This is a genomic window from Pseudomonas extremorientalis (genome assembly GCF_001870465.1).
In the GTDB taxonomy this organism is placed as follows: Bacteria; Pseudomonadota; Gammaproteobacteria; order Pseudomonadales; family Pseudomonadaceae; genus Aquipseudomonas; species Aquipseudomonas extremorientalis.
The window spans coordinates 240,162-261,336 of sequence record NZ_MDGK01000011.1; the positions used below are offsets into that span (position 1 = coordinate 240,162).

Annotated in this window: 20 protein-coding genes; 11 read left to right on the plus strand and 9 right to left on the minus strand. The window is 62.8% G+C overall.

Going from position 1 to position 21,175, the window contains the following annotated elements:
- Positions 1-38 precede the first annotated feature (38 nt).
- The gene (locus tag BFN10_RS03230) at positions 39-965 is read right to left on the minus strand and encodes an AraC family transcriptional regulator (protein ID WP_071488439.1); all 927 of its coding nucleotides are present in this window, start codon (positions 963-965) and stop codon (positions 39-41) included.
- A gap of 157 nt (positions 966-1,122) precedes the next feature.
- On the opposite strand from BFN10_RS03230, the gene BFN10_RS03235 reads away from it, so the two are divergent.
- From BFN10_RS03235 to BFN10_RS03245, 3 genes are read left to right on the plus strand one after another with little or no spacing between them, the layout of a single operon-like run.
- A complete protein-coding gene (locus BFN10_RS03235) occupies positions 1,123-2,502 on the plus strand; it encodes an NAD-dependent succinate-semialdehyde dehydrogenase (RefSeq protein ID WP_071488440.1) in 1,380 nt (459 codons plus the stop codon).
- Between the two features lie 59 nt (positions 2,503-2,561).
- Positions 2,562-3,470: a LysR substrate-binding domain-containing protein gene (locus tag BFN10_RS03240; protein ID WP_071488441.1), complete on the plus strand. Its 909-nt coding sequence runs from the start codon at positions 2,562-2,564 to the stop codon at positions 3,468-3,470.
- Positions 3,467-3,823 (plus strand): MmcQ/YjbR family DNA-binding protein, encoded by a 357-nt coding sequence (locus tag BFN10_RS03245; protein ID WP_071488442.1) that lies wholly within the window; start codon positions 3,467-3,469, stop codon positions 3,821-3,823. The genes BFN10_RS03240 and BFN10_RS03245 overlap by 4 nt, the downstream gene beginning before the upstream one ends.
- On the opposite strand, the gene BFN10_RS03250 is transcribed toward BFN10_RS03245, so the two are convergent.
- Both BFN10_RS03250 and BFN10_RS03255 read right to left on the minus strand, forming a co-directional pair.
- Positions 3,812-4,195, minus strand: a complete 384-nt coding sequence (locus tag BFN10_RS03250) for a DUF1294 domain-containing protein (protein WP_071488461.1) — start codon at positions 4,193-4,195, stop codon at positions 3,812-3,814. The genes BFN10_RS03245 and BFN10_RS03250 overlap by 12 nt on opposite strands.
- Positions 4,192-5,022 (minus strand): undecaprenyl-diphosphate phosphatase, encoded by an 831-nt coding sequence (locus BFN10_RS03255; protein ID WP_071488443.1) that lies wholly within the window; start codon positions 5,020-5,022, stop codon positions 4,192-4,194. The genes BFN10_RS03250 and BFN10_RS03255 overlap by 4 nt, the downstream gene beginning before the upstream one ends.
- Positions 5,023-5,241: 219 nt before the next feature.
- On the opposite strand from BFN10_RS03255, the gene BFN10_RS03260 reads away from it, so the two are divergent.
- The 3 genes from BFN10_RS03260 to BFN10_RS03270 all read left to right on the plus strand — a co-directional run bounded on the left by BFN10_RS03260 (position 5,242) and on the right by BFN10_RS03270 (position 8,119).
- Entirely contained in the window at positions 5,242-6,876 is a 1,635-nt protein-coding gene (locus BFN10_RS03260; protein WP_071488444.1) for a methyl-accepting chemotaxis protein, read from the plus strand.
- Between the two features lie 134 nt (positions 6,877-7,010).
- Positions 7,011-7,574: a nicotinamide riboside transporter PnuC gene (gene pnuC, locus BFN10_RS03265; RefSeq protein WP_010210641.1), complete on the plus strand. Its 564-nt coding sequence runs from the start codon at positions 7,011-7,013 to the stop codon at positions 7,572-7,574.
- Complete coding sequence (locus BFN10_RS03270) at positions 7,571-8,119, plus strand: AAA family ATPase (RefSeq protein WP_071488445.1); 549 nt, start codon at positions 7,571-7,573, stop codon at positions 8,117-8,119. The genes pnuC and BFN10_RS03270 overlap by 4 nt, the downstream gene beginning before the upstream one ends.
- Here the strand turns inward: BFN10_RS03270 and BFN10_RS03275 are convergent.
- Positions 8,081-8,521, minus strand: a complete 441-nt coding sequence (locus tag BFN10_RS03275; protein ID WP_071488446.1) for a MarR family winged helix-turn-helix transcriptional regulator — start codon at positions 8,519-8,521, stop codon at positions 8,081-8,083. The two genes, BFN10_RS03270 and BFN10_RS03275, sit on opposite strands and share 39 nt — an antisense overlap.
- Positions 8,522-8,595: 74 nt before the next feature.
- Between BFN10_RS03275 and BFN10_RS03280 the strand changes: the two genes are divergently transcribed.
- The gene (locus BFN10_RS03280) at positions 8,596-9,717 is read left to right on the plus strand and encodes an FAD-dependent oxidoreductase (RefSeq protein WP_071488447.1); all 1,122 of its coding nucleotides are present in this window, start codon (positions 8,596-8,598) and stop codon (positions 9,715-9,717) included.
- Here BFN10_RS03280 and ggt read toward each other — a convergent pair.
- A complete protein-coding gene (ggt, locus tag BFN10_RS03285; protein WP_071488448.1) occupies positions 9,711-11,435 on the minus strand; it encodes a gamma-glutamyltransferase in 1,725 nt (574 codons plus the stop codon). The two genes, BFN10_RS03280 and ggt, sit on opposite strands and share 7 nt — an antisense overlap.
- A 160-nt stretch (positions 11,436-11,595) precedes the next feature.
- Here ggt and BFN10_RS03290 point away from each other — a divergent pair, with 160 nt between their 5' ends.
- A complete protein-coding gene (locus BFN10_RS03290; RefSeq protein ID WP_071488449.1) occupies positions 11,596-12,243 on the plus strand; it encodes a TetR/AcrR family transcriptional regulator in 648 nt (215 codons plus the stop codon).
- Positions 12,244-12,363: 120 nt separating this feature from the next.
- Here BFN10_RS03290 and BFN10_RS03295 read toward each other — a convergent pair whose 3' ends face one another.
- From BFN10_RS03295 to BFN10_RS03310, 4 genes are all read right to left on the minus strand, one after another.
- Positions 12,364-15,897, minus strand: coding sequence for a molybdopterin cofactor-binding domain-containing protein (locus BFN10_RS03295; protein ID WP_130898157.1), 3,534 nt, complete (start codon positions 15,895-15,897; stop codon positions 12,364-12,366).
- A complete protein-coding gene (locus BFN10_RS03300) occupies positions 15,897-16,379 on the minus strand; it encodes a (2Fe-2S)-binding protein (RefSeq protein ID WP_071488450.1) in 483 nt (160 codons plus the stop codon). The genes BFN10_RS03295 and BFN10_RS03300 overlap by 1 nt, the downstream gene beginning before the upstream one ends.
- Before the next feature lie 188 nt (positions 16,380-16,567).
- Complete coding sequence (locus BFN10_RS03305) at positions 16,568-17,002, minus strand: MarR family winged helix-turn-helix transcriptional regulator (RefSeq protein WP_092250227.1); 435 nt, start codon at positions 17,000-17,002, stop codon at positions 16,568-16,570.
- Between the two features lie 60 nt (positions 17,003-17,062).
- Entirely contained in the window at positions 17,063-18,115 is a 1,053-nt protein-coding gene (locus tag BFN10_RS03310; protein ID WP_071488452.1) for a 2,5-dihydroxypyridine 5,6-dioxygenase, read from the minus strand.
- A gap of 307 nt (positions 18,116-18,422) precedes the next feature.
- On the opposite strand from BFN10_RS03310, the gene BFN10_RS03315 reads away from it, so the two are divergent.
- Genes BFN10_RS03315 through BFN10_RS03325 form a run of 3 tightly spaced genes read left to right on the plus strand, consistent with a single transcriptional unit; the run spans position 18,423 to position 21,117 of the window.
- Positions 18,423-19,556, plus strand: a complete 1,134-nt coding sequence (locus tag BFN10_RS03315; protein ID WP_058426136.1) for an FAD-dependent monooxygenase — start codon at positions 18,423-18,425, stop codon at positions 19,554-19,556.
- Positions 19,553-20,350: an alpha/beta fold hydrolase gene (locus tag BFN10_RS03320; protein WP_071488453.1), complete on the plus strand. Its 798-nt coding sequence runs from the start codon at positions 19,553-19,555 to the stop codon at positions 20,348-20,350. Before BFN10_RS03315 ends, BFN10_RS03320 begins: the two co-directional genes overlap by 4 nt.
- 14 nt (positions 20,351-20,364) lie before the next feature.
- Positions 20,365-21,117, plus strand: coding sequence for a maleate cis-trans isomerase family protein (locus tag BFN10_RS03325; protein ID WP_016977977.1), 753 nt, complete (start codon positions 20,365-20,367; stop codon positions 21,115-21,117).
- Positions 21,118-21,175: the final 58 nt, after the last annotated feature.

Below are 21,175 nucleotides of genomic sequence, written 5' to 3' on the forward strand. Positions count from 1 at the left end.
TTGAAACGCGACTGTTTGTCCCGCCAGCAGGACAATGTTCAATGGGACGACACGTAAATCGACGCCGACGCAGGCGCCGGCAACGCATAGGTGCGCTTCATCCACTGGATTTCCGCCTGGGGTGTGCGCCCGAAGAAGCGCTTGAACTCGCGACTGAACTGCGAAGGGCTTTCATAGCCGACCTTGGCACTTGCCGTGGCGGCGCTGATATCGCTGCGCAGCATCAGCAAACGCGCCTGGTGCAGGCGCGTGGACTTGAGGTATTGCATCGGCGAGGTGTCGGTGACCGTGCGAAAATGCGCGTGAAAGCTCGGCACGCTCATCATCGCCTCTCGGGCCAACGCCTCCACGTCCAGGTGCTGGGCATAACACCCATGGATCTTGCGAATCGCCCGCGCCACCTTGCCGAACTGCCCCTGGCGATTCAACGCGGCGCGCATCGAACCGCCCTGCTCGCCCGTAAGGATCCGGTAGTAGATTTCGCGCATCAACGCCGGGCCGAGGATGTGCGCGTCCATCGGCGCGCCCATGGCTTGCAGGAAGCGCAACAGCGACTCGCTGAGCAAGTCATCCATGGACGATGAATACATGCCCCGCGGTTTGGCGTCGACCAGCGCCGGAAACTCATCCAGCGCCACCATCAGTTCGGCCGCGAGGGTGAAGTCCAGGCGCAGGTACACCGCGAGCATGGGCTCGGCTTCGCTGGCGTCGGTCTCCATGGTGAACGGCACCGGCACTGACACCACCAGGTAGTGCCGGGCGTCGTACAGGTAAACCTCATCCCCCAGGTAACCGCGCTTGCGCCCCTGGCAGACCATCACGATGCCGGGGTCATACAGCACCGGCACCCGCTGCAACGGGCGGTTGGAGCGCAGGAAGCGCACGTCATCCAGTGCGCTGAGGTTATAGCCCTCGACAGGCGCCAGGGTGTCCATCAGCGCGATGATTCTGTCTGTACGGTCCATGGATCCTGGCCTCTGTGCAAAGTGCCACGGTAGCGCGCAATCCGCATCCAGGCTACGGCCTCATAGGAATAGGCAATCAGCACATTGGAATGGATATTCGCTCAAACACTGTCTCTGCGTAGCCTGGAACAGCACTTTCAGCCCTCGGAGACTCCCCATGCTTATCGTTTACAACCCTGCTACCGGCGAAGAAGTCGGCCGCGTCGCCCAGAACACCACCCACCAGGTCAAGGCCGCCGTCGACCGTGCCTGCGCCGCCTTTCCCGCATGGTCGTCCAGGCTGGCCAAGGAGCGCAGCGACCTCCTGCGCCACTGGCATGACGCAGTCAAAGCCGACAAGGAAGCCTTCGCCGAATTGCTCTGCCGCGAAAACGGCAAATGCCTCAGTGAAGCCCGTGGCGAGATCGACTACGGCCTGGGCTTTATCGAGTGGTATGCCGAAGAGGCCAAGCGCGTGTACGGCGACACGATCCCCACCCATGACCGCAACGCCAATGTGCTGGTGACCAAGGAAGCCATCGGCCCGGTCGCCGCCATCACCCCATGGAACTTCCCGTTCATGATGATCACCCGCAAGGTCGGCACGGCCCTGGCCGCCGGTTGCACCATGGTGATCAAACCCGCCGAGGATACACCGCTGACGGCCTTCAAATTGCTGGAGTACGCACGCAAGGCTGGCATCCCGGAAGGCGTGCTGGAGGTGGTAGCGGGCGACCCCAGGGAGATCGGCCTGATCCTCACGGGCGACCCGCGTATCCGCAAGATCTCGTTTACCGGTTCCACCGGCGTTGGCAAATTGCTTGCCGCACAATGCGCGGCAAGCATCAAGAAGATGACCCTGGAGCTGGGCGGCAACGCCCCGTTTATCGTGTTCCAGGACGCCGATCTGGATGAGGCGGTAAAGGGACTGGTCGGTGCCAAGCTGCGCAACTCCGGCCAGGTATGCATATCGCCGAACCGGATCTTTGTGCAGCACAGCATCCTCGAAGACTTCATCCAGCGCGTGCAGCATGCGGTGGCCGGGATCGAAGTGGACCAGGGCCTGCGTGAAGGTTTTGTGGTCGGCCCGCTGGTCAATCAAGCGGGCTTTGACAAGGTCGTGCGCCTGGTGGAAGCCGCCAAGGCTGCCGGAGCCAGCGTGCTGATGGGCGGCAGGCCCCACGCCAAGGGCGGCCTGTTCTACGAGCCGACGGTGTTGACCGGTTTGCGGGACGACTCCCCCCTGGCGACCGAGGAGATCTTCGGGCCGGTGTTCGCCATCTACTCGTTCAAGGACGAAGAAGAAGTGATCGCCCGCGCCAACCAGACGGAGTTCGGCCTGGTCGCCTATGCCTACACCAGCGCGCTGGGGCGGTCGTTGCGCCTGTCGCGCCAGTTGGAGGCCGGCATGGTGATTCTCAACTCAGGCTCGGTCGGCACCGCGTCGGTGCCGTTTGGCGGGATCAAGCAGTCCGGGTATGGCCGCGAAGGCAGCTATTACGGGATCGAAGAGTATGTGCAGGTGAAGTATGTGTTGATGGGCGGTGCGCATTTGTAGTGGATTTGCCCTCGTCAGGCGCGGATAGTTCGTCCCATTGACAGGACAATGGGCTGACCATGCAAGACCTCAACGACCTCTATTATTTCGCCAAAGTCGTCGATGCCGGCGGTTTCGCCGCCGCCGGCCGGCTGTTGGGAATTCCCAAGTCGCGGCTGTCGCGGCGCATCGCCGAGCTGGAAGAGCGCCTCGGTGCACGCCTGCTGCAACGTACCACCCGCCAGCTTACCCTCACCGCCGTCGGCGAACGCTACCTGCGCCATTGCCAGGCCATGTTGCTGGAGGCGGAAATGGCCGATGAGGCCGTGGCCAGCATGTCCAGCGAGCCCCGTGGGCGACTGCGGGTGAGCTGCCCGGTGGGCATGGCCCAGCACATCCTGCCGGAGCTGGTCGCCGGTTTTCTTGCCGCCCACCCTCAGGTGCAGTTGGAGATGACCCTGGTCAACCGCCGCGTCGACCTGGTGGCCGAAGGCATCGATGTGGCCTTGCGCGTGCGTGAGCTGGGCGATGAGGACCCGCTGTTGGTGACCAAACGCCTGCGCCAGGCCCAGACCGTGCTGGTGGCCAGCCCCGCACTGATGCTCGGGCGTCAGGTCACGACCCTGGACGACCTCAAGCAGCTGCCGATCCTCGGTGCACTGGAAGCGGACCGGCTGGTGCACCAGCGCATTCTCGATCCCCAGGGCAACGCCCACGAGCTGGCGATGGAAGCCCGCCTGGGTATCGACGACTTTATCGTGCGCAAAGCCAGCGCCATCATGGGCCTGGGTTTTACCGTACTGCCGATGATGTACTGTGAAGAGGAACTGGCAAATGGCCGGTTGGTGCAACTGTTGCCCGAATGGTCGTTGCCGGGCGGTTGGCTCCAGGCCGTCTACCCGCATCGGCGCGGCGTGCTGCCGGCGATCCGGGCCTGGATCGACTACCTCGAAGAAGGTTTCAAAGGCTGTGGAGACCGCTTGCTATGAAGATGACCGAAGCACAAGTCGCGGCGTTCTGCCTGGCGCTGCCCGGCGCGCGCGAAGACTACAAATGGGGCGGCGTGCGGGTGTTCTCGATTGCCGGCAACAAGATGTTCGCCCTGCAAAACCTGCGCGGTGACTCGCTGGCGTTCAAGGTCGACAAGGAGCTGTTCCTCGGCCATGTGGATCGCCCCGGCATCCAACCGGCGCCGTACCTGGCGCGTGCACAGTGGATCATCATGAACACGCCCTACCCGCTGGGCGCCGAAGAACTGCGCGGTTTGTTGCAGCGTTCCCACCAGTTGGTGGTGAGCAAGTTGCCCAAGCGCACGCAGGTCGGGTTGCGGCTAGAAGACTGAGAGCAAGGTGCCGCCGAGGAACAACTGGTCCAGCCAGAACACCTCATGCAACAGCACGATCACCCAGAACAGCACTTGGTACGACACCTTGCGCGTCTTGTGCCGGAACACCTGCTGGGCAATCAACGCTCCCGGCCAGCCACCCGCCAGCTCCACGGCGTGCAGGATGTTTTCCGGGGTGCGCCAGCGGTCGGTCTGCGCTTTGCGCTTGTCGCTCCAGTACAGGAAAAACGCGATCACGCTGACGACACCATAGGCGGCCAGCGGGATCAGCGTCTCGCCGCGATACCAGACCAGCGCGGCCCCTATCAACGGCGCCGCGCACAACAGCGCGAAGATCGCCGCCTTCAAACGCGGATACTGGATGCTCAAGGCTTGACCGCCGTCCAATCGATCCAGCCGAACTGCCAGGTCGCCAGGATCAGCAGGCCAAATGCGATGCGGTACCAGGCAAATGCCGCGTAGCTGTGGCTGGCGATGAACTTGAGCAAGCCCTTGACCGCAATCATCGCGAAGATGAACGAGGTCACGAAGCCGATGGCGAACACCGGGAAATCCGCTGGCTGGAACAGGTCACGGTACTTGTAGCCCGAGTACAGCGCAGCACCGACCATGGTCGGCATGGCGAGGAAGAACGAGAACTCGGTCGCGGTCTTGCGCGACAGGCCGAACAGCAGGCCGCCAATAATGGTCGCACCGGAGCGCGACGTGCCGGGGATCATGGCCAGGCACTGGGCGAAGCCGATCTTGACCGCGTCTTTCCAGGTGATCTCGTCGACGGTGTTGGCGTGGCTACGGTGCTGACGCTGCTCGGCCCACAACATGATGATGCCACCTACCACCAAGGCGGTTGCCACGGTGATCGGGTTGAACAGGTAGTGCTTGATCAGGTCGGCGAAGATCACCCCCAACACCACTGCTGGCAACACGGCAATGATCAGGTTGATCGTAAAGCGCTGGGCATTGCGCTGGGTCGGCAAACCGATGACCACGTCGAGGATCTTGCGGCGAAACTCCCAGACCACGGCGAGGATCGCCCCCAGCTGGATGATGATATTAAAGGCTTCGAAACGCTCACCGCCGAAGCCGATCAAGTCGGCAACGATGATCTGGTGGCCGGTGCTGGAAATCGGCAGGAACTCGGTCAGCCCCTCCACAACGCCAAGAATCAATGCCTGTATGGCGGTCCAAAAATCCATGCTTCCCCCAAAGGTCTTGCTCTATGGCAAGCCTTATTGATCTTTTTAATGGTTCACTGACGACAAGACCCAGGGGTGACTCTCACACCCGGTACGCAAAAATCTTGTGAAAAATCAGACAGTACTCAGGTTTTCCGAATACAAGCCGAAAGCCTATCAGACAAGGCGGAAAAGTCGATGCAGCGCCCACAATTATAAAAAGCACGGAGTGACAGGACGATGAACAGTTTGCGCAATATGTCGATCAGCCGGCGCCTCTGGCTGATCCTGATAGTCGCCGTGCTGATGCTGCTGGCCCTGGGTTTATTGATGCTCAAGCAGATCCACGACGACCTTTACCAGGCCAAGCGCCAACAGACCCAACACGTGGTCCAGACCGCCAGCGGGATCCTGACGTTTTATCACGGCCTGGAAACTACCGGCGTCATGACCCGCGAAGCCGCCCAGAAACAGGCCCTGAGTGCCGTGCGCGGTTTGCGCTACGACCATGACGACTACTTCTGGATCAACGACCTCACGCCGGTGATGATCATGCACCCGGCCAACCCCAAGCTCGACGGCCAGAACCTCTCGGCCATCCGCGACCCCGACGGGTTTGCAGTGTTCAACGAATTCGTGAGCCTGGCCAAGGCCAAGGGCGCCGGCATCGTCAACTATCGCTGGCCGAAACCGGGTGCCGAAGCGCCGGTGGCCAAGACCTCGTATATCCAGTTGTTCGAGCCGTGGGGCTGGATCATCGGCTCCGGCGTGTACGTGGACGATGTGCAGGCCGAGTTCAGCGGCCAGGTGTGGAAAGCCTCGTTTATCGGCCTGGGTATCGCGGTGCTCATGGCATTGCTGGTGGCGCTGATCGCCCGCAGCATCGTGCGGCCGTTGCAGGATGCGGTGAACGCCATGGGCAACATCGCCAGCGGCGAAAGCGACCTGACCCGCAGCCTCGACACCCATGGCCAGGACGAAGTCACCCAACTGGCCCGGCACTTCAACAGCTTCACCGCCAAGCTGCGCCAGGTGGTCAGCCAGTTGCAGGAATGCGCCAACGCCCTGGGCCAGTCGTCCCAGGAACTGGGCACCAATGCGACCCAGGCCCATGATCGCAGCCAGCAGCAGTCCCAGCAGATGGAACTGGTGGCCACTGCCATCAACGAAGTCACCTACGGCGTGCAGGACGTAGCCAAGAACGCCGAACACGCCGCCAGCGAAATGCGCGACGCCCAGGCCCAGGCGCAACAAGGCCAGGTCAATATCGACGGCAGCCTGCAACAGATCGACCAGCTCTCCGGCACCATCAGCCAGGCGGTGGAGGTGATCCGTACCCTGTCCGCCGAAAGCACCCAGATCGGCAGCGTGCTCGAAGTGATCCGCTCGATCGCCGACCAGACCAACCTGCTGGCCCTCAACGCGGCAATTGAAGCGGCGCGTGCCGGCGAGCAAGGCCGCGGCTTTGCGGTGGTGGCCGATGAAGTGCGGCTGCTGGCCCAGCGCACACAAAAGTCCACCGCCGAGATCCAGGGCATGATCGAGCGCCTGCAGGGCCACTCGGAAGCGGCGGTCAAGGTGATCAGCGATAGCCACAGCGCCTCCCAACTGACCATCGAACAAGCCGGCCAGGCCGGGGCCAGCCTGACCGCCATAGGCCAGGCATTGCGCAACCTCAACGGCCTCAACGCCTCGATTGCCAGCGCGACGCTGCAACAGGCCCATGTGGTGGAAGACATCAACCAGAACGTCACCCAGGCGGCGGGGTTGTCCCACAGCACGGCACTGGCAGCGGAGCAGTCGAGTCTGGCAAGTGCACAGTTGCGTGGCCTGAGCGACCAGCTCGACGGCCTGCTGCGCCAATTCAAAATCTGATGCTGCTTGTGGCGAGCCCGCTTAATGTGGCGAGCGGGCTTGTTGTGGCGAGCGGGCTCGCCACAGAGATAATGCCCGCAGCATTCTTCTTTGGTTACAATCCCCGCCCTCTCCCACTCTCCCAAGGAACCACCATGTCCGGGCTTGAACTGTTCGCCGCCGCCCTCGGGGTGATCGCGGTGTGGCTGACCGTCAAGCAAAACCCCTGGTGCTGGCCCATCGGCCTGGTCATGGTGCTGCTCTACACCTGGGTGTTCTTCGATGTGAAGCTCTATTCCGACATGCTCTTGCAGGTGGTCTACGCCGCGCTGCAGGTCTACGGGTGGTGGCAGTGGACCCGCGCCGGCGAAGTCAAGCAAGGGCGACAGGTCACCAGCCTGGGAGTGCCGGCGATCATGGCCAGCCTGGCCGTGGGCGCAGTGGGCAGCCTGTTGCTCGGCGCCGCCATGGCGCACTGGACCGATGCCGCCCAGCCCTGGCTGGACGCCGCCCTCACCGGCTTCAGCCTGGTGGCGCAGATGTGGATGGCGCAGAAACGCGTGCAGTGCTGGCCACTGTGGATCGCAGTGGATGTGATCTTCGTCGGGCTGTTCCTCTACAAAGGCCTGTACCTTACCGCCGCGCTCTATGCACTGTTCACCGTGATCGCCGTGCAAGGCTGGCGTGAATGGCGCGCCGATCCGGCGTTGCACGCATGAAGGTGGTGGTACTGGCCGGCCCGGAATCCAGCGGCAAAAGCTGGCTGGCCGCAGAGTTGCAGGCGCATTTCGGCGGGTTGATGGTCGGTGAATACGTGCGCCATTTCATCGATCACCATCAGCGCGACACCACCCTGGCCGATATCCCGGCCATTGCCCGTGGTCAACTGGCCTGGGAAGACGCCGCCCGCGCCCAACAGCCTACGCTGTTGATCCTCGACACGCATTTGCTGACCAACAAGCTCTGGAGCCAGACCCTGTTCGGCGACTACCCCGCCTGGCTCGACAGCGAACTGCTGGCCCGCCACTACGACCTGCACCTGCTGCTCTCGCCGGAAGATGTGGAATGGACCGCCGACGGGCAGCGCTGCCAGCCGGACCTGGCGGATCGCCGAGTGTTCTTCCGTGGCAGCCTGGAGTGGCTCGAGCACCATCAGCAGCCCGCCCTGGTGATTCGTGGTCACTGGGCACAGCGCCGCGCCACCGCGTTGGCCGCGGTTGAACAGCTACTCGCCGGCACGCTCCAGGTTGGCATTCACCCTTAGCAGCAACGCCAGCAAGGTCGCCTCTTCCTCTTCACTGAACCCCTCCAGCGCCTGCACGCTGCCTTGCAGCATGATCGCGCGGGCGGCGGGCATGCGTTCGCGCGCCGCGTCGGTCAGGGTAATCAAGCGGCTGCGTTTATCAGCCGGGTCAGCCACCCGCTCGATCATGCCGTCACGCTCCATACGGCCCAGCAACTGGGCCATGCTCGACTGCTCGACACGGGCAATGCGCACCAGTTCGGCCTGGGGCAAACCCTCGCTGTGCTTGAGCGCCACCAGCACCGGAATCTGCGCGACAGCAAAGCCCAGCGCTCTCAGGCGACCTTCGTAGAGGCGGATGAAACCGCGGTTCGCCAGGCCGATCTGTTGCATGGGGTTTGGAGCAGGCGTTTGAGTCTTCATGAGGGCGTTGACTTTCCATAGGATCCTATGAACTAAATGTATAGGATCCTATAAACATCGCCAAGGACAATTTCATGAATACCTCATTGCGCATCGCCATCGTCGGCGCCGGCCCCGGCGGGTTGACCTTGGCGCGAATCCTTTACCGCCATGGCGTCAACGCCAGCGTCTTTGAACGTGAACGTAGCCCGCTGGAGCGTCCACAAGGTGGCACGCTGGACCTGCATGCCGAATCCGGCCAACTCGCCTTGCAGCGTGCCGGCCTGGAGGATGCATTCAAACGCATCGCCCGTTACGAAGACCAAGGCTCGCGCTTGATGGATCAGCACGGTCGCTTGCTGTTCGAAGCCCCCAACCCGGACGCAGGTGACCGCCCTGAAGTCGACCGTACCGCCTTGCGCCAGGCGCTGCTGGATTCACTGCCGCCAGACTGTGTGAGCTGGGGTGCCAGCGTCACCGGCGTTCGCTCGACCGGTGATGAACGTTGGACGCTGCATCAAGGCGCCCTCACCCACGGCCCCTTCGACCTGGTGGTGGGTGCCGACGGCGCCTGGTCGAAAATACGCCCGCTGCTGTCGACCTATCAGCCGCAATACAGCGGGTTGACCTTCATCGAGTTCGGCATCGACGATGCAGACCGTCAGCACCCGCACCTCGCCGCACTGGTTGGCCGAGGCACCCTACAGGTTGCCGGCGAAGCCAGGGCGATCATCGTGCAGCGCAACGCCAACGCGCATTTGCGCGGCTATGCGATCTTTCGCGTACCGTCCGACTGGGGCGCCGATCACCTCAGCCTGCCCGCACTGAAAGCCCAGTTCCATGGCTGGCACCCGCAGGTATTGGCATTGTTTGATGCGGCGAACGAGACGCTACTGGCGAGACCGATCCACGCCCTGCCCGTCGGCCATCGCTGGTCCCACCGCCAGGGGTTGACGCTGATCGGCGATGCGGCCCATCTGATGTCGCCGTTTGGCGGCGAAGGGGTGAACGCGGCGATGCTGGATGCGGCCGAACTGGCGCAGCACCTGCTGGAGACACCCGACTGCTCATCAGCAGTGCAGGCCTATGAAAACCACATGTTCGAACGAGTAATACCGGCGGCCCAGGGCAGCGCCGAAGCCGCCGCCATCCAGTTATCCCACGACAGCCTGGCGCTGTCCCTGGCCCACCTGCATCACCACCTCACGCCTCAGTAGCCCAACGACAGCCCCGTATTGCGACGCGGGTCATTCGCCCCATAGAAGCGGTTGTTACCCACCGGCTTGCCATCCAGGGACGGCGCGCCCACCAGGATCGCCGCCAGGTGGTTGGCATCCTGCGGGCCGGCAAACTTGTGGCCCCAGCTTTCGAGGATCTTCTGGGTATCCGGGCTCACTGCAAACCGCTCGAGGTTGGTGGTTTCCGGCATCCACTGCTGGTGGAAACGCGGTGCGTCCACGGCTTCCTGGATGTTCATCTTGTAGTCGATGACATTCAGGATGGTCAGCAAGGTCGCCGTGATGATGCGACTGCCACCCGGCGTACCGACCACCATCACCGCCTTGCCATCCTTGGTCACGATGGTCGGGCTCATCGACGACAGCGGCGCCTTGCCCGGTGCGATGGCATTGGCTTCACCCTGGACCAGGCCGTACATGTTCGGCACGCCGACCTTGACGGTGAAGTCGTCCATTTCATCGTTGAGGATCACCCCGGTCTTGCTCGCCATTACGCCCGCACCGAACCAGTCGTTGAGGGTGTAAGTGACCGACACCGCGTTGCCCCACTTGTCGACGATGGAGTAGTGAGTGGTGTTGTTGCCTTCATGGGGCGACACGCCCGGCTTGATCGCCTGGGAATCGCCAGCTTTTTGCGGTTCGATGGCGTCACGCAGTTTGGCCGCGTAGTTTTTGTCCAGCAGGTGCTCGATCGGGTTCTTCACGAAGTCCGGGTCGCCGAGGTAGCTGTTGCGGTCCACGTAGGCGTGGCGCATCGCTTCGATCTGGTAGTGCAGGCCCTGGGCCGAGTGATAGCCCAGGTCGGCCATCGGGTAGCCTTCGAGAATGTTCATGATCTGGCAGATCACTACGCCACCCGAGCTTGGAGGCGGTGCCGAGACCACGTGGTAGCCACGGTAGTCGCACTCGATAGGCGCCAGTTCGCGGGTCTTGTACTTGTCGAGGTCCGCCTGGGTGATGATGCCCTTGCCGGCCTGGCTGGAATCCACCAGCGCCTTGGCCACCCAGCCTTTATAGAAACCATCGCTGCCCTTGGCCGAAATTTCCTTGAGGGTCTTGGCCAGGTCTTTCTGCACCAGCTTCTGGCCGACCTGCATCGGCTGGCCGTTGTGCAGGAAGATTGCGCGCATGTCCTTGTCTTTTTCGAATTCGCCGGTGGCGGTGTGCAGCAAGTCGATATCGCCCTGCTCCAGGGCAAAGCCGTTTTCCGCCAGCTTGATCGCCGGGGCGATGACCTGGGCGCGCTTGAGGGTGCCGTATTTGCTCAGCGCCAGTTCCATGCCCGACACGGTGCCGGGGACGCCGACAGCCAGGTGGCCCTTGGCGCTAAGGCCGTCGATGACGTTGCCGTCCTTGTCCAGGTACATGTCGGCGGTCGCCGCCAACGGGGCTTTTTCGCGGAAGTCGAGGAAGGTCTTGCGCCCGTCCGCCAGTTGCACGGTCATGAAACCGCCGCCGCCCAGGTTACCCGCCGCCGGGTACACCACCGCCAGCGCATAGCCCACGGCGACGGCAGCGTCGACCGCATTACCGCCGGCCTTGAGCACGTCTACACCCACATGAGTGGCCAAATGCTGGGCCGTTACCACCATGCCGTTTTCACCGGCCACCGGGGCCTGGGAAGCGGCTTGCACACCACTGACGGTCAACACCAGGGCGGTGGCAATCAAGGTACGGCTGAAAGGTTGGTATTTCATCCATGGCTACTCTAGTTATTGAGACGCACCAAAATAGCCCGTTGCGGATTTAATCCCCAGCGCAATGGCGTTTTTATTACAGAACTTGTCGGTCATGGAACGGACGTGAAAAAGCCCATGCTATATTTCGCGCCCTGACTGTCCTGCAAGGCGCTCTGACATGGTGATCAAGAAGACCGGCATTCGCGCCCAACAGGCCGACCAGACCCGCGCGCGCATCCTCCAGGCGGCGGTCAAGGTGTTCACCCGTGACGGTTATTCCGGCGGGCGCGTCGACAGCATTTCCAAGGAAGCCGACTCCAACGACCGCATGCTTTATTACTATTTCGGCAGCAAGGAACACCTGTTCGTCTGCGTGCTGGAACACATCTATGAGCAGTTCAACCAAGCCGAAAGCAAGCTCAAGCTGGACCTGGACGCACCGGAGCAGGCCCTGCGCGACCTGGTGGCGTTTATCTGGAATTACTACGTCAAGCACCCGGAATTCGTGGCGATCCTGAGCATCGAGAACCTGCATCAGGGCAAGCATGCCCAGCAATCCGGCGAGATGCGCAGGTTGTCGGGGGAGGCCGTGGGCGTCTTGAAGCCGATCATCGAAGCCGGCCAGGCCCAGGGCGTGTTTCGCCAGGATGTCGACCTCAAGCACGTGTACTTGATGATCGCCTCGCTCTGCTACTTCTATAACTCCAACCGGCATACCCTCAGCTCATTCCTCGGTGAAGACCTGGCGAACAAAGGGCAGCAGCAGGATTGGCTGGGGTTTATCAGCGATTTAGTGGTACGCGGCGCCACCCCGACCTCTCTGTAAGAACCGAATCCAACTGTGGGAGAGGGCTTGCCCCCGATGGCGGTGCATCAGCCAGCCTATGTTTAGCTGACCCACCGCTATCGCGGGCAAGTCCCCTCCCACATGTTTTACCCCATTGCGTCAATGGGTGCCGGGGTTGGCGCGCAGATGCGCCACCTTCTGCTCCAACCCCTTCCACTGCGGCGCATTCGGCGCAAATTGCCCGCGCAGATACGCCGCCAGATCCGCCACCTGGCTGTTCGACAGACTGTCCTTGAATCCCGGCATATACCCCAGGTCCTTGGTCGCCGGGTGGCTGATGCCTTGCAGAATCACCTTGATCAAGTTATCCGGCTGGTCGCTGTGCACATTGGTATTGGTCGCCAGCGACGGGCTCACCCCAAACAGCTTCGGCCCCAGCCCCTCGGCATGGCAGGCCTTGCATGAACCTTCAAATACGCGTCGGCCATTGGGATTCGGCACGCTGACGGCGGCCGCCACCTGGGCCTCGGCTGCGGCTTCGCCATTGAGCGACGCCAGGTACACCGCCATGGCGCGGATATCCGCCTTGGGCAGTTTGGACAATTCACTCACCACCGGTCCCATCGGGCCTGCGGCCACGCCATGGGCGTCGGAATAGCCGGTACTCAGGTAGGTGAACAACTGGTCTTCGGTCCATGGCGTCGGCGCCTTGGACAGGCCGGCCAGTGCCGGCGCTTCCCAGCCATCGACCATGCCCCCGGCCAGGAACGCCTTGCCGCCCTTCTCCGCTCCCATCACATTGCGAGGGGAATGACAGGCCGCACAATGCCCCAGGCCATTGACCAGGTAGTTGCCACGATTCCATTGCTCGCCACGCTCCGGCTGCGGGGTGATTTCACCACGTCGCAGGTTCAGTGCATTCCACCCCGCCATCAACGGCCTGATGTTGAACGGAAAGCCCATGGCATTCGGCGTCGGCGCCTGGCTCACTGGCGCCTGGGACATCAGGTAGGCATACAGCGCCTGCATGTCCGCATCGTTGATATTACGGAACGCCGTGTAGGGAAACGCCGGGTACAGGTTGCGCCCGTCGCGGCCGATACCGTCGCGCATCGCACGCTCGAACGCCGGGTACGACCAGGCACCGATGCCGGTCTCCACGTCCGGGGTGATATTGCTGCTGTACAGCGTGCCGAAGGGGGTTTGCATCGCCAGCCCACCGGCATTGGTCGCGCCGCCCGGCGCCGTATGGCACACCGCGCAATCGCCGACTGCCGCGAGCAAGCGCCCGCGTTCCAGGGTGGCCTTGGACCAGGTGCCGGCGCTGGGCGGCGCAATCGGGGCGATTTCATTGTGGAACGGCCAGGCCGTCGCCAGCACCGCGCCCAGGGTGGCGAACAGTGCGCCGAACCACCATTTGCGCCGTTTCTCCGGCGACTTGGCAGGCTCGCCCAAGGTGCCGGCATTCAGCGCCGCCAATACGCGCTCCGGGGTGATCGGCAGCTCACGAAACCGAATGCCGGTGGCGTCGTAGATCGCATTGGCAATCGCCGCCGCGCTGGGCACCGACGCCGACTCGCCGGCGCCCATGGGCGGCTGGTCCTGGCGCGGCATCATCATCACGTCGATCTGCGGCACTTCAGGAAAGGTCAGGATCGGATAGCCGCCCCATTCTTTGCTCGCCACCGTCGATTCTTCAAAGGTCACGCGCTCTTTCAGCACACGGCTGGTGGACTGGATCACATTGCCGTGGATCTGATGCTGCACCCCGGCCGGGTTGATCATCATCCCCGAGTCATGGCCGATCACCACGCGGGTCACCGACACATCGCCGGTCTGCTTGTCGATGGCCACGTCCGCCACCCACGCCGCCCAGGCCGCGCCGAAACCGGGGAACTTGCTGTGGATGTAGCGCGCGTAGGCAAAGCCGCGGCCGCGCAGCAGATGGTCCTCATTGGCGGTTTGCATCGGCGCGGTGCGCGGCGTCCAGTTGGCGCGTTCAGCGGTGGATTTGACCAGGTCGATGGCGCGTTCGTCCTTGAGGTAGCGCAGGCGGTATTCCACCGGATCGACACCGGCGGCGAAGGCCAACTCATCGATATAGGATTCGTGGGCGAAGGTGTTGGGCAGCGCCGACACACCGCGCATCCACGACGCACGCACGATGGGCGCCATGTCGTTGATGGTCACGCGCATGTTGTCGATGTCGTAGGGCGGAATCGAGGTGCGGTCGCCCATCTCGAACATCGCCGCCACCGGTTCCACGCGGCCGGTCAGCAACAACGCCAGGGTTGGCGCGCCGTTGGAGGGGTAGCTGGTTTCAAAGTCGTAGGCGGCAATGCTGCCATCGGCGTTGAGGCCGCCATCCACATCCATCAACTGCGCAGTGCCCTTGGGCTCCCACAGGTGTTCCTGTTCACGGCTCAATTGCACGCGTACCGGTTTGCCGACCGCACGGGACAGCAACAAGGCGTCGGCACACACATCATCCGCACAATTGCGCCCATAACAGCCGGCGGCTTCCATGCGGATCACATCGATCAGCGCCTCATCACACTCCAACAGCCACGCCAGGTCGGCGCGCAGCAGGTGCGGGTTCTGGCTGCCCGACCACACCCGGCTGCCGGCCGGCGAGTAATCCGCCACGCCACAGGAGGGGCCGATCGAGCCGTGCATCTGGTACGGCCACAGGTAACTGCGCGGCATGCGCTGGCTGGCACCCGCCAGGGCTTCATCGACATTGCCCTGGTCAAGCACGGTGCGGCGCACGCGAGGGTTGTCGCGGATGGCCTGCTCGACATCGCGCATGTCCGGCAAGGCGTTGTTCCAGGGTTTCCAGTGCACCTGCAAGGCGCTGGCGGCCTTGATCGCCTGCTCCTCACGCAACGCGACCACGCCGACAAAATCGCGGATGACCACCACCGCAACAATGCCGGGAATATGGGCGATGGACGACTCATCCACGCTCAACAGGCTGTTGCCGACAAAATCGCCGCAATCCAGCCCCGCATACGGTGGGCGGATCACCCGGCCATGGAGCATGCCCGGTACGCGCATGTCGTGCACGTAAGTCAGCTCACCGGTGGCCTTACCGGGGATATCCACCCGTGCGGCGCCCTTGCCCACCAGGCGATAGTCCTCAGTGGCCTTTAGCGGCGCGTCGCCGCTGATGCGCAGCTGGTCGTGCTGGCCGCTGACCAGTTCGCCATAGGTGGTGGTGCGCCCATCCGGCGCTTGAATAACGCCAGCCTCCACTGTCAGGCTGGCTGTACTCACGCCCCAGCGCCCCGCTGCCCGCGCCAACAGAAAACGCCGGGCTTCGGCAGCCGCGTTGCGCAGGGGGATTGCTGATATCTGCAACGTAGCGCTGGCAATGGTCGCGCCCTGGTTGGGCACGCGCTCGGTATCCCCAAGCACCATCTGCACCTGGTCCATCGCCAGGTCCAGTTCCTCGGCCACGATCTGCGCCAACGACGTACGGATGCCGGTACCCAGGTCCACATGGCCGTTGAACGCATACACCAGGCCGTCATCGTTGACCGCAATAAACAGCCCAAGCTCCTTGGGCTTGACCGTGGGCGTGCCACCCTTGGCCACCGGCCCCGAGGGCGGCAGCACATCATCGACGATCAACAGGACACCGGCCTTGGCCAGCCATTGGTCACGGGAAAGCGGAATGTTCGGCATGGTCATCACTCCACGGTCATCAGGCGGGCCGCACGCAGCACGGCGCGCAGGATTTCGATATGGGTGCCGCAGCGGCAGAGGTTGCCCGACAGCTCGTTGCGCACCTGGGCTTCGCTGGGGTTGGGGTTACGGTCGAGCAAGGCCTTGGCGGTCATGATCATGCCGTTGAGGCAGTAGCCACATTGCGCGGCCTGCTCGTCGATAAAGGCTTGTTGCACCGGGTGCGGCGCCTGGCGCGTGCCCAGGCCTTCGAGGGTGACAATCTCGCGGCCCACGGTCCCCGACAACGGAAACACGCAGGCGCGCGCCGCCACCCCATCGATGATCACAGTGCAGGCACCGCACTCCCCCAGGCCACAGCCATATTTGGGACCATTGAGTTCCAGGTCATTGCGCAGCACCAGCAACAGCGGCGTGTCCGCCATGGCGCTGACTTCGTGTGTTTGCCCGTTGACCTCAAGCGCTACTGTGATGTGCTGGCTGATCATGTGCTTCGCCCGTAACAGTTGATGAAGTACCTACTACATGAAACAGTCAAAAAAAAGCGTCGCGGACCTGGGGCCTCGCGACACACTTGACTGGTGAAGTGATTACTACACGAACTTAGAGCAAGATCGGTGCCAGGGAATGCTGTGGCGAGCGGGGATATTGTGGTGAGGGGGGGCGCCCACCCCAATCAGTCCTGGGGATCGTCAATCATCTTGCGCAGCAGGAACAGCACCGCCACCCGTTCGGCGGGGTTGAGATTGCTCATGGTCAATTCGCTGATCTGGGCGGCACGGGGCGTGGTCTGGGCGACCAGTTCGGCGCCTGCCGGGGACAGATCCACCACCACCTTGCGCTTGTCCTGCGGGTCCGGTTCCAGGCTGATCAGTGCCTTGGCCTTGAGCCGCTCGACGATCCCACGGATGGTCGCCTGGTCCACCGCAGTCGCCTTGACCAACTCGGTCAGCGAACTTGCACCGTGATCGCGCAGTGCGCACAGGGTCACAAACTGCACGGCGGTGAGCTGGGAGTCGCCGACATTCTGCTGAAAGATCGCCAGGTGGCGCTGGTAGGCCTTGCGCAGCAGGTGGCCAACTTGTTCAGAAAAGACGTAGGAATCAGGCACGGCTTGGCTCGGTGGATGGTTAAGGTGGGGACGCATGATACTCCATCCCCACACCGGTGATCAGCGCGCGCGCGAAGCTTGCGGCGCAACCACATCCCCTGCAATCACGACGGCCTCATCATCCAGGTACACATCGCAATTGCGCAGCGGAATGTCCATATGGCACGGCGTCTTGCGTGTCCCGCCCACCTCGGTGTTCGGCCCGGTGGAGAACAGGAAATTGCCATAGAACGCCCGCGCATCCATGCACATGCCGTCGTTCTTGTCGTGCAGGCCCATGGCGGTCCACTGCGCCCGTGGCTGCAGGCCCCAGCCGATATGGGAGATGCCGTACACCTCGGGGTCGTTGAAGTACTTCATGTAGTCACGCAGGTACTCGGCCTCGAACCCCCCGTGGATCTTCGTGATGAAGCCCTTCTCGATCTCCAGGGTGATCTTCTCGCGGGTGTAGGTCTTGAAGGGCAGCAGGATGTCGCCGATGTCCAGCACCAGCACGCCCTCGGCGGTTTCTTCGTTGGGCCATGAAAACAGGAAACCGCTGGGCCAGTGGTCCCAGCGCCCCGGTTCATCGGCAAAGCCGTATTCGGTCACGGAGGGGTATTGCCCCAGGGCGGCACGGAAGTCACTGCCGGCGCGGGATTTGACATGGATCGAACGCGCCTTCTTCAACAACTGCTCGGCCGCCAGCACACGCACCTTGTCCTCTTCGGTGGGCAGCATGCGCGCCAGCACTTCCGGAGGTTCCACGGCCAGCAGGATGCGCGTGCCGGTCTTGAGGATCTGCTCCTGCTCCGGCGAGTGCAGCAGCATCATGGTGTCGACGATCAGATCCGCCGCCTCCAGGGCGCGCTGGGCGGCGATATTACCGGTGAGCGCGGTGTCGCCGCAGTAGGCGGTCATGTCGTTGCCCATGGCCTTGGGATGGTTGAACGATGGCAACTCCACCGCATACACCTTGGCCCCCAGGCGCTGCGCGGCGTCCATCGCGGCGCGCACGGTGCGCGGGTCGGAATAATGGCTCTTGAGCACGGCGACGCTCTGGGTCGGGTCGACCCTGGACAGCTTCAACACGTGCTCGAACATCTGGGTCAATTCGCAATCGCTTACCGGCATTTTCCTGTCTCCTGTGGGCCCGCACCAAGTTCAGGCACTGCGCTTCACTCTAGTGCACTTTTATAGCGTATACGCCATTTAATAACGATAAGACCCGAATTGCGAACAGACTGCAAGCGGCGCGCCATAACGTTACCTATCGGAACAACTCCAATATTAATTGGCTACATGTCGTTACACAGGAGCCGTACGGCCAGAAAAAAATTTTTCAGAGACAGGCTTCCCATTTCAAAAAATGAGCGTATACACTTTAAAAACCTTGCGGACAGACCCCGCCGAAAATCACAAAGACAGAGGAATACGCCCCATGGGAAGCACGCAAAAAATCGCCATTGTCGGCGCAGGCCTGGGCGGTGCCGCCGCTGCCACCCTGTTGCAGCAAGCCGGCTTCGACGTGAATGTATATGAGCAGGCGCCGGAGTTTTCCCGATTGGGCGCGGGGATCCACATGGGCCCCAATATCATGAAAATCTTTCGCCGCATGGGCATCGAAAAGCAGTTGGACCTGATGGGCTCGCACCCCGAGCACTGGTTCAGCCGCTGCGGCGAAACCGGCGACTACCTCTCGCGCATCCCGCTCACCGGCTACGGCGCGTCCTACATCACGGTGCACCGTGGCGACCTGCATGCGCTGCAAATGTCCACCCTCAAGCCCGGCACCCTGCACTTCAACAAGCGCCTGGAAAGCCTCGAGGAAACCGACACCCAGGTGCGCCTGACCTTCGCCGACGGCCAGGTGACCTACGCCGACATCGTGATCGGCGCCGACGGCATCAATTCCAAGATCCGCGAAGAACTGCTGGGCGTGGAAAAACCGCTGTACAGCGGCTGGGTCGCGCACCGCGCACTGATCCGTGGCGACCAGCTCGCCAAGTACGACTTGAAGTTCGAAGACTGCATCAAGTGGTGGACCGAGGACCGCCACATGATGGTCTACTACACCACCGGCAAACGCGACGAGTACTACTACGTGACCGGCGTACCCCACGCTGAATGGGACTTCCAGGGCGCGTTCGTCGACAGCAGCCGCGAAGAGATGTTCGATGCCTTCAAGGGCTACCACCCCACTGTGCAAGCCTTGATCGAATCCACCGACAGCGTGACCAAATGGCCGCTGCGCAACCGCAACCCACTGCCGCTGTGGAGCCGTGGTCGCCTGGTACTGCTCGGCGACGCCTGCCACCCGATGAAACCGCATATGGCCCAGGGCGCCGGCATGGCCATCGAAGACGCCGCCATGCTCACCCGCTGCCTGCAGGAAACCGGCATCAGCGACTACCGCACCGCCTTCGAGCTGTACGAAGCCAACCGCAAGGAACGTGCCTCCCGGGTGCAGGCAGTGTCCAACGCCAACACCTGGCTGCGCACCCAGGAAGACCCGGCCTGGGTCTACGGCTATGACCTGTACGCCCAGGAACTGAAATCGGGGGTGGCCGCGTGAGCACCTTCCTCTACGGCGGCAACGTGCAGGCCAACGGCATTCGCCAGCATTACTTGCGTTACGGCGGCAAAGGCCCGGCGTTGATCCTGATCCCGGGCATCACCAGCCCGGCGATCACCTGGGGGTTCGTCGCGGAGCGCCTGGGCGCACAGTTCGACACCTATGTGCTGGACGTGCGCGGTCGCGGGCTGTCCTCCACCGGCCCCGAACTCGACTACAGCGCGGACACCTGCGCCGACGACATCGGTGCCTTTGCCGATGCGCTGAACCTGGACAGCTACCACCTGATGGGCCATTCCATGGGCGCCCGTTTTGCCGTACGCAGTGCGGTCAAACATCCGCAGGGCGTGAAGCGCGTGGTGCTGATCGACCCGCCGGTGTCTGGCCCGGGTCGGCGTGAGTACCCGAGCAAACTGCCGTGGTACGTGGATTCGATCCGCCAATCCCTGGTCGGCATGGATGCCGAGGCGATGCGCGCCTTCTGCGCCACCTGGACCGACGAACAACTGCAACTGCGTGCCGAATGGCTGCACACCTGTTTTGAGCCCGCCATCGTGCGCGCCTTCAATGATTTCCACACCGTGGATTTCCACCAAGACCTGCCCCACCTCAAGGCGCCTGCGCTGTTGATGGTGGCCGGTCGTGGCGGGGTGATCCTCGATGAGGACATTGCCGAAATCCAGGGCCTGCAACCGCGTATCCAGGTCGCCCGCGTACCCAACGCCGGGCACATGATTCCGTGGGATGACTTCGACGGTTTCTTCCACGCCCTCGGCGACTTCCTCACACAATAAAAACGGAGACCACCATGCAGAAGCCTTACCGCATCGGCCAGATCGTGCCGAGCTCCAACACCACCATGGAAACCGAAATCCCGGCGATGCTCACCGCGCGCCAGGCGATCCGTCCCGAGCGTTTTACCTTTCACTCCAGCCGCATGCGCATGAAGCAGGTACGCAAGGAAGAACTGGCGGCCATGGACGGTGAGTCCGACCGTTGCGCCGTCGAGTTGTCCGACGCCAAGGTAGACGTGCTGGGTTATGCGTGCCTGGTGGCGATCATGGCCATGGGGCTGGGGTATCACCGCAACTCCGAACAACGCCTGCGCAAGGCCACTGCCGACAACGATGCCAACGCCCCGGTCATCACCAGCGCCGGTGCCTTGATCGAGGGCCTGAAAGTCATGGGCGCCAAGCGCATCGCGATTGTTGCACCGTACATGAAGCCGTTGACCGAACTGGTGGTGAACTACATCCGCGAAGAAGGCTTTGACGTGGTGGACTGGCGCGCCCTGGAGATCCCCGACAACCTCGAAGTGGCCCGCCACGACCCGGCCAACCTGCCGGCCATCGTCGCCGGCATGAACCTGGAAGGTGTCGACGTGATCGTGCTGTCCGCCTGCGTGCAGATGCAGTCGCTGCCGGTGGTGGCCAAGGTCGAGGCGCAAACCGGCAAGCCGGTGCTCACCGCCGCTATCGCGACGACCTACGCCATGCTCAAGGCCCTGGACCTGGAACCCATCGTGCCCGGCGCGGGTGCCCTGCTCTCCGGCGCCTATTAATGTGTGGCGAGCGGGCTTGTTGTGGAGAGCGGGCTTCTGTGGCGAGCGGGCTTGCCCC